Annotated in this window: 7 protein-coding genes and 1 riboswitch; of the genes, 4 read left to right on the plus strand and 3 right to left on the minus strand. The window is 66.4% G+C overall.

Annotation, left to right across the window (positions count from 1 at the left end; translation table 11 throughout):
• The 3 genes from B4L36_RS16100 to mutS form a co-directional block, all read right to left on the minus strand.
• Positions 1–509 (minus strand): substrate-binding domain-containing protein (locus B4L36_RS16100; protein WP_292959166.1); only part of this gene is annotated, 509 nt, incomplete at its 3' end.
• 117 nt (positions 510–626) lie between these two features.
• Positions 627–1,727, minus strand: coding sequence for a chorismate synthase (gene aroC / locus B4L36_RS16105; protein ID WP_292959167.1), 1,101 nt, complete (start codon positions 1,725–1,727; stop codon positions 627–629).
• A complete protein-coding gene (gene mutS, locus B4L36_RS16110) occupies positions 1,724–4,360 on the minus strand; it encodes a DNA mismatch repair protein MutS (RefSeq protein ID WP_292959168.1) in 2,637 nt (878 codons plus the stop codon). The genes aroC and mutS overlap by 4 nt, the downstream gene beginning before the upstream one ends.
• A gap of 68 nt (positions 4,361–4,428) precedes the next feature.
• Positions 4,429–4,527, plus strand: a riboswitch (TPP riboswitch).
• A 31-nt stretch (positions 4,528–4,558) separates the two neighbouring features.
• On the opposite strand from mutS, the gene B4L36_RS16115 reads away from it, so the two are divergent.
• The 4 genes from B4L36_RS16115 to B4L36_RS16130 form a co-directional block, all read left to right on the plus strand.
• Complete coding sequence (locus tag B4L36_RS16115) at positions 4,559–5,539, plus strand: thiamine ABC transporter substrate-binding protein (protein ID WP_292959169.1); 981 nt, start codon at positions 4,559–4,561, stop codon at positions 5,537–5,539.
• Positions 5,515–7,059 (plus strand): thiamine/thiamine pyrophosphate ABC transporter permease ThiP, encoded by a 1,545-nt coding sequence (locus B4L36_RS16120; protein WP_292959170.1) that lies wholly within the window; start codon positions 5,515–5,517, stop codon positions 7,057–7,059. Before B4L36_RS16115 ends, B4L36_RS16120 begins: the two co-directional genes overlap by 25 nt.
• Positions 7,052–7,744 (plus strand): ATP-binding cassette domain-containing protein, encoded by a 693-nt coding sequence (locus B4L36_RS16125; protein ID WP_292959171.1) that lies wholly within the window; start codon positions 7,052–7,054, stop codon positions 7,742–7,744. The genes B4L36_RS16120 and B4L36_RS16125 overlap by 8 nt, the downstream gene beginning before the upstream one ends.
• Positions 7,745–8,093: 349 nt before the next feature.
• Positions 8,094–8,306 (plus strand): calcium-binding protein (locus B4L36_RS16130; protein WP_414692199.1); only part of this gene is annotated, 213 nt, incomplete at its 3' end.

Below are 8,306 nucleotides of genomic sequence, written 5' to 3' on the forward strand. Positions count from 1 at the left end.
GGGATGAAGGCCAGGATCTCTTGATCGGGCAGATCGGCGTTCACCTCGGACCAGTTCTTGCTGGTGTTGTCCACCACCTTGCCGTCCCTGACCACCTTTGCCGACAGCGCATTGAACCAATCCGCCGGGCTATAGGCGAAATCGGGGCCCGAGGCGGCATTGGCAAAGACGATCCCGTCATAGCCGATGCGGACCTCCATGATCTCGGTGACGCCGGCGGCCTTGCAGGCCTCTTTCTCGCTGTCCTTGATCGCACGGCTGGCATTGGCGATGTCGATGGTATTCTCGCCCACGCCTTCGCAGAATTTCTTCAGCCCGGCCGAGGAGCCGCCCGATTCCACGACCGGGGTCGGGTAATCCGTGTTCTCGCCAAAGGCTTCGGCGACGATGGTCGCATAGGGCAGGACGGTGGACGAACCGGCGATCTGGATCTGCTCGCGCGCGGCGGCGGCGGTGGCCGAGGCGGCGATCATAGCGATGGCCGAGACGGTGAATTTCACGTTGGTCATGGATCTCTCCTGAGTCGGTCTTCCCCTGTCGGGGCTGCACGTGACCTAGACGCCACAGGTGACGCTAATGCAAAACTTGCATGACGATTTGATGACAAGCGGCATGGCCGCCGGCGATCAGCCGATCGTGCCCCTGACGCCGCCGGTCTGGGCGCGGTCCATCAACAGATGGTCCAGGATCACGCAGGCCGCCATCGCCTCGGCGACGGGCACCGCCCGGATGCCGACGCAGGGATCATGTCGGCCCTTGGTGATCAGGTCTATCTCTTGCCCTTGGCGGTCGATGGTGCGGCGCGGTGTCGTGATCGAGGAAGTCGGCTTGACCGAAAAGCGGACCGTGATGTCCTGCCCGGTGCTGATCCCGCCCAGGATGCCGCCGGCATGGTTGGACAGAAAGCGCGGGCCGTCATTGCCCATGCGGATCTCGTCGGCATTGTCCGTTCCGGTCAGGGCAGCCGCAGCCATGCCTTCGCCGATCTCGACGCCCTTGACGGCGTTGATCGACATCATCGCGGCGGCCAGATCGGTGTCCAGTTTCGCATAGACCGGCGCGCCCAGCCCCGGCGGACAGCCGCGGATCATCACCTCGACCGCCGCACCGACACTGTTCTGATCCTTGCGGACGGTGTCGAGATAATCGCTCCAGGCATCGACGGCCGTCGCGTCGGGCAGGAAGAACGGATTTTCCCTGATGGCGGCGGCGTCGAACCGGCCGCGATCCAGATGCATCGCGCCCATCTGCACCATGTAGCCGATGATCCGCAGATCGGGCAGCAGCTGCGCCAGAACCGCCCGCGCCACGCCGCCCGCCGCCACCCGCGCCGCCGTCTCGCGCGCGCTGGAGCGACCGCCACCGCGATAATCGCGCAGACCGTATTTCTGATGATAGGTGATGTCGGCATGGCCGGGGCGAAAGCTGGTGGCGATCTGACCGTAATCCTTGCTGCGTTGATCGGTATTCTCGATCATCAGCTGGATCGGCGTGCCGGTCGTGCGGCCCTCGAAGGTGCCCGACAGGATACGGACCTGATCGGCCTCGCGCCGCTGGGTCGTGTGTTTCGACGTTCCGGGGCGGCGGCGATCCAGGAATTGCTGGATGAAGGTCTCGTCCAGGGCCACGCCGGGGGGCGTGCCGTCCACCGTCGCGCCAAGGGCCGGACCGTGACTTTCGCCCCAGGTGGTGAACCGGAATTCGCGGCCGAAGGTGTTATAGCTCATGCTCGTTCTCCGGTCAGGGCTTTCAGTTCATAGATCAGGTCCAGGGCTTCGCGCGGGCTCAGCGCATCGGGATGGATGTCGCGCAGCCGCGCATCCAGCGGATCGTGCTTCGGCCTCGACGGCGCAGGTGCCGGCGCGGGCGGCACGGCGCGAAACAGCGGCAGTTCCTCGATCAGCGCGGCAGGCCGCGCCGCCCCCTCGCGTTCGCCCGATTCCAGGGCGTCCAGGACCGCGCGCGCGCGGTCCACGACCGAAGCCGGCAACCCCGCCAGCCGCGCCACCTGGACGCCATAGCTGCGGTCGGCCGCACCCTTGCGGACCTCGTGCAGAAAGATCACCTCGCCCTCCCATTCGCGCACGGCGACGGTGGCGTTCTCGACCCCCTCCAGCTTGGCGCTCAGCGCGGTCATCTCGTGGTAATGGGTCGCGAACAGCGCCCGGCAGCGATTGACCTCGTGCAGATGCTCCATCACCGCCCAGGCGATGGAAAGCCCGTCCCAGGTCGCCGTCCCGCGCCCGATCTCGTCCAGGATCACCAGCGCATGATCGTCGGCCTGATTGAGAATCGCGGCGGTCTCGACCATTTCGACCATGAAGGTGGAACGGCCCCGCGCCAGATCGTCGGCGGCGCCGACACGACTGAAAAGCTGGCTGACCATGCCGATATGGGCATCGCGCGCGGGCACGAAGGCCCCGGCCTGCGCCAGCACGGCGATCAGCGCGTTCTGGCGCAGGAAGGTCGATTTGCCGGCCATGTTGGGCCCGGTCAGCAGCCAGATCGCGGGCGTCTCGGCGGCGGTCAGATCGCAGTCATTGGCGACGAATCCCTCTGTCCTGCGCTTCAGCGCATGTTCCACCACAGGGTGCCGGCCGCCCTCGATCCGAAAGGCGCGGCTGCCATCGACGCGGGGACGCACCCAGCCCTCGCCCGTCGCGATATCGGCGAAGGCGCCGGCAAGGTCGATCTCGGCCAGCGCGCGCGCCGCCTGCCCGATCCGCGGCGCATGATCCAGCACCGCGGCGCGAAGCCCATCGAAGATGCCGCGCTCGATTTCCAGCGCGCGGTCGCGGGCGTTGAGGATGCGCGTCTCCAGTTCCGAAAGCTCGACCGTGGTAAAGCGGATCTGGTTGGCGGTGGTCTGACGGTGGATGAAGGTGTCCGCCATCGCCAGCATCCGGTCGGCATGGGTGGTGGTGGTCTCGATGAAATATCCCAGCACGTTGTTGTGCCTGATCTTCAGGCTTTGCACCCCGGCCCTGGCGGCGTAATCGGCCTGCATCCCGGCGATCACGCCGCGCCCCTCGTCGCGCAGGCGGCGGGTCTGGTCCAGATCGGCGTCGTGACCGGGCGCGACGAAACCGCCATCGCGACCCAGCAGCGGCGGCTCGGCCACCAATGCCTGTTCCAGAAGATGGATCAAATCGTCATGTCCGGCCAGATCGCGTGCGGCGTCGCGCAGGATCGGCGCGACATCGCCGGACAGCCGCGCGGCGATCCGGGCACCCTGGGTCAGGCCGGCACGGATCGCGGCCAGATCGCGCGGTCCGCCCCGGTCCAGCGCCAGACGGGACAGGGCGCGGTCCATGTCGGGCACACGGGCCAGTGCCTCGCGCAGATCGGTCGCGAGGCGCGGATCATCGACCATCTGCGCCACCGCGTCGTGCCGCGCATGGATCAGCGCCAGATCGCGGCTGGGGGCGCTGATGCGGCGTTCCAGCAGCCGCGCCCCCGCCGCCGTGACGGTTCGGTCGATGGCAGCCAGCAGCGATCCCTCGCGCCCGCCCGACAAGGCCTGGGTCAATTCCAGATTGCGCCGGGTCGAGGCGTCGATCTGCATCGCGGCGCCGTGGCGTTCGCGCGCAGGCGGGCGCAACAGCGGCAACCTGCCTTTCTGCGTCATCTCCAGATACTCGACGATCGCCCCCATCGCCGACAGTTCCGCGCGCCCGAAGGTGCCGAATCCGTCCAGCGTCTCGACCCCGTAAAGCGCGCAGAGCCGACGAGCACCCGCGCCGCTGTCGAAGGCGCCGGCGTGACGATCGGTCAGGGCGGCGCCCGATTCCGCCGCCAGATCGCCGAGGCCCGCACCTTCGCAGGCCAGAATTTCACGCGGCGCAAGCCTGGCCAGTTCGGGTCCGAGGCGCGGCAGCGGACATTCCATTACCTGAAACGCGCCGGTCGAGATATCGACCCAGGCCAGTGCGCTGTCCTGGCGTACGGTCGCGAAGGCGGCCAGGAAATTGTGGCGCCGTGCCTCCAGCAGCGATTCCTCGGTCAGGGTACCGGGCGTGACCAGCCGCACCACGTCGCGGGCAACGACCGACTTGGACCCCCGTTTCCTGGCCTCGGCCGGATCTTCCATCTGTTCGGCGATGGCGACGCGGAACCCCTTGCGGATCAGCGTCAGCAGATAGCTTTCGGCGGCATGGACCGGCACCCCGCACATCGGGATGGGCTGGCCCTCATGGGTGCCGCGTTTCGTCAGCGCGATGTCCAGGGCGGCGGCGGCGGCCACGGCGTCGTCGAAGAACATCTCGTAGAAATCGCCCATGCGATAGAACAGAAGCGCGCCGGGATTGGCGTCCCGGATCGCCAGATACTGCGCCATCATCGGTGTGGGCTGATCGCTCATGCCGGTCCTTCGTCTGTCCTTGCCGGCGGTTCTATCCGCTTGCGCCGGGCTGTGGAACCACTACATTCAGACCCACCTCGGGGGGCCATACCGGCTGAGACGCGACGCGCGGACCCGTTGAACCTGATCCGGCTAACACCGGCGGAGGGAAGGTGACGCTGCCCTTTCTTTCGAAACCCCGTCTGAAAGGAGGCAGCGATGAAGAAGACCCTGATCCTCGCCCTGCTGGCCGCGACCCCCGCCGCCGCGCAGGACAAGCCCGTGCTGACCGTCTATGCCGGCGATTACATCGCCAGCGAATGGGGCCCCGGCCCCAGGATCGAAGAAGGGTTCGAGGCGTTCTGCGACTGCGACCTTCGTTTCGTGACCGGCGACATCCTGCCCCGTATTCTGATGGAGGGCGAAAACACCCAGGCCGACATCGTCTTCGGACTGAATACCGATGTCACGGCGCGGGCGCGCGCCTCGGGATTGTTCGCGCCGCATGGGCAGGATACCTCGGCCATGTCGATGCCGGTGGAATGGACCGATGACATCTTCCTGCCCTATAACTGGGGCGAGACGGCCTTTGTCTATGACGAGACGCGGCTGGACAATCCGCCGGCCAGTTTCGAAGACCTGCTGAACGCGCCCGACGATCTGAAGATCGTGATCCAGGATCCGCGCTCTTCCATTTCCGGCCTCGCGCTGCTGCTTTGGGTCAAGGCGGTTTATGGCGATGAGGCGCCCGAGGCATGGGCCCGGCTGGCGCCCAAGGTGCTGACGGTGACCAAGGGCTGGTCGGAAAGCTATGGCATGTTCACCGAGGGTGAGGCCGATATGGTGCTGTCCTACACCACCTCGCCCGCCTATCACATCGAGGCCGAAGACGATACGACCAAGCGCGCCGCGATCTTTCCCGAAGGTCATTATTTCATGGCCGAACTGGCCGCGCAGCTGAAAGGCACCGACCAGCCGGAACTGGCACAGAAATTCATGGACTGGATCCTGACCCCGGATTTTCAGAAGTCGATCCCGCTGGCGAACTGGTCGCTGCCCGCGAAACTGCCCGAGGCCGAATGGCCCAGGGTCATGCGAGAGCTGCCGCGCCCGGAAAAGACCCTGTTCTATTCCGAAGACGAGGCCGAGGCGCTTCGCAAACCGGCGCTGGATGAATGGCTGCGGGCATTCTCGCAATAAGACACCAGTCCGGCGGCGCGGCCGTCGCGGCCGGCCTGGGGACGCTGATCCTGGGCACCCTTGCGGCGGTCGCGTGGCAGGCACGTGGGCTGTCCGGGCTGGGCCCCTGGGATTGGCGGGCGGTCTGGTTCACGATCTGGCAGGCCGCGGTATCGGCGGGCCTGTCGGCGGCGCTGGCCATTCCGGTGGCCCGCGCGCTGGCCAGACGGCGCTTTCCGGGACGATCGGTTCTGGTCACGCTGCTGGGCGCGCCCTTCATCCTGCCCGTGATCGTCGCGATCATGGGACTGATCGCGGTCTTCGGCCGCAACGGCGCCATCAACGAGGGCCTGCGCGCGGCAGGCCTGCCGGAATTCAGTGTCTATGGCTGGCAGGGCGTCATCCTGGCCCATGTCTTCTTCAACCTGCCGCTGTCGGTGCGCCTGATCCTGCAGGGCTGGCAGGCCATTCCGGCGGAACGATTTCGTCTGGCCGAAAGCCTGGGCTTCGCGCCCGCCGACATGGCGCGGCATCTGGAACGGCCGATGCTGCGCGGCGTGTTGCCGGGCGTCTGGCTGGCGGTGTTCCTGGTCTGCCTGACCAGCTTCACCGTCGCGCTGGCGCTTGGCGGCGGGCCTTCGGCCACGACCGTGGAACTGGCGATCTATCAGGCCTTCCGCTTTGATTTCGATCTGGGGCGGGCGGCGACGCTGGGTCTGATCCAGATCGGGTTGTCGATCGCGGCGATGACGCTGGCCCGCTGGATCGCCATCCCCGCTGCCTTCGGAACGGGGCTGGACGAGGCACAGGGTCCGCGCGGACCGGCGGGCTGGCGACTGGGCGCGGACGCGCTGTCGATCGCGCTGGCGGCGCTGTTCCTGTTGTGGCCGATCATCGGCGTGACGGTGCAGGGCCTACCCCGCATCCCCGCCCTGCCGCCCGAGGTCTGGGCCGCCGCGCTGCGATCGGTGATCATGGCGCTGGTTTCGGCCGTGCTGGCGCTGGCGCTGTGCCTGACCCTGGCGCTGGCCATCGCGCACGGTCGGGCCGGCTGGATCGAGACGGCCGGGATGCTGCCGATCGTCGCCTCGCCGCTGGTGCTGGGCACGGGGTTGTTCATCCTGCTGCGCGGCTGGGTCGCGCCCGGGGCGATGGCCCTGCCCGTCACCGTCGTCATCAACGCGATCATGGCGCTGCCTTTCGGCCTGCGCGCGCTGATTCCGGCGGCGCAGGCGCTGCGCGACGATTACGGCAGGCTGGGCGATTCGCTGGACATGCAGGGCCTCGCCCGGCTGCGCTATCTCACCCTGCCCCGTCTGGCCCGGCCGCTGGGCTTTGCCGGAGGGCTGGCTGCCGCGCTGGCGATGGGCGATCTTGGCGTCATCACCCTGTTCGCCACCGATCAACCGACCTTGCCGCTGAAACTGTATCAATTGATGAATTCATATCGCATGGCCGATGCCAGCGCCTGCGCGGTGCTGCTGATGGCAATCAGTTTCGCTCTGTTCTGGGCCTTCGACCGCGGAGGCCGCCTTGCTTGAACTTAGCGGGATCCGCATCAGTCGCGGCGATTTCGCCCTGTCGGCCGATCTGTCGGTGCCCGGCGGCGCGCGGGTCGCGATCCTCGGCCCGTCGGGTTCGGGGAAATCCACGCTGCTGTCGCTGATTGGCGGGTTCCTGTCACCCGATCAGGGGCATATCCGCTGGAACGGGCAGAATATCGATGCGCTGCCGCCCGGCCGTCGCCCGGTCTCGTTCCTGTTTCAGGACCAGAACCTGTTTCCCCATCTCAGCGTGGCGCAAAATGTGGGGCTGGGGCTGCGGGCCGATCTGCGGCTTTCGGACGAGCAGCGGGGCCGGGTCACACAAGTGCTGCGCGATGTCGGCCTGCCCGACCTGGCCCAGCGACGCCCCGCCAATCTGTCTGGCGGCCAACAAGGTCGGGTCGCGCTGGCCCGCGTTTTGCTGCGCGCGCGCCCGATCCTGCTGCTGGACGAGCCCTTCTCGGCCCTTGGTCCCGCCCTGAAATCCGATATGCTGCGACTGCTGGACCGGATCGCGACACAGACCGGGGCCACGGTGTTGATGGTGACGCACGATCCGCAGGACGCCCGTCATTTCGCGCCGGCCACAATCGTGATTGACAAGGGTGTCGCCCATCCGCCGGTCGAGACCGGCCCGCTTCTGGACCACCCGCCGCCCGGGCTGAAAGCCTATCTGGGCTGACCCGCGTCGCATCCCGCAGCGCCAATTTTCCTTCGGATGTCGTTCCATCGAAACTTGCAGATTTGAGATCCCTCCGGACATCGAAATGACCGGATCGAGGAATCGCCACGCTCAGGTCTGGTCGCCCAGCGATGCGATTTCCGAAAAATTGGCCGCGAAAAGTCGCAGCATTTACATGTTTTAAAATTTCCAGACGATCCATTTCCCGCATGATAATATAAAAATGGCGCCGCTTCCCAATATTAACGGGAAATTCACGCTCTTTTCACAGCGCCGAACCATTCAGGGTCACGGCATCAATCGGCCGGGGCAAATCATCGCCTCGGACAATGTGAAAAGGAGCAATGACATGCCAACGGGAACCAATGGCAACGACACCCTTCTGGGCACGGCCGCATCGGAATATTTCAACGGACTTGGGGGGAACGACCTGATCCTGACACGCGCGGGCAATGACCGCGCCTATGGCGGTTCGGGCAATGACCGGGTCTATGGCCAGGACGGAAACGACACCGTCGATGGCGGCACCGGAAACGATTATATCCATGGCGGCAACGGCAAT

This window comes from Paracoccus sp. UBA889 (assembly GCA_002294185.1).
Classification (GTDB): Bacteria; Pseudomonadota; Alphaproteobacteria; order Rhodobacterales; family Rhodobacteraceae; genus Paracoccus.

Excerpts from the sequence above, each read along its gene's own strand:
- aroC (WP_292959167.1), bottom strand. The coding sequence starts at position 1,727 with ATGAGCTATAACACCTTCGGCCGCGAATTCCGGTTCACCACCTGGGGC.
- mutS (WP_292959168.1), bottom strand. The coding sequence starts at position 4,360 with ATGAGCGATCAGCCCACACCGATGATGGCGCAGTATCTGGCGATCCGG.
- B4L36_RS16115 (WP_292959169.1), top strand. The coding sequence starts at position 4,559 with ATGAAGAAGACCCTGATCCTCGCCCTGCTGGCCGCGACCCCCGCCGCC.
- B4L36_RS16120 (WP_292959170.1), top strand. The coding sequence starts at position 5,515 with ATGGCTGCGGGCATTCTCGCAATAAGACACCAGTCCGGCGGCGCGGCC.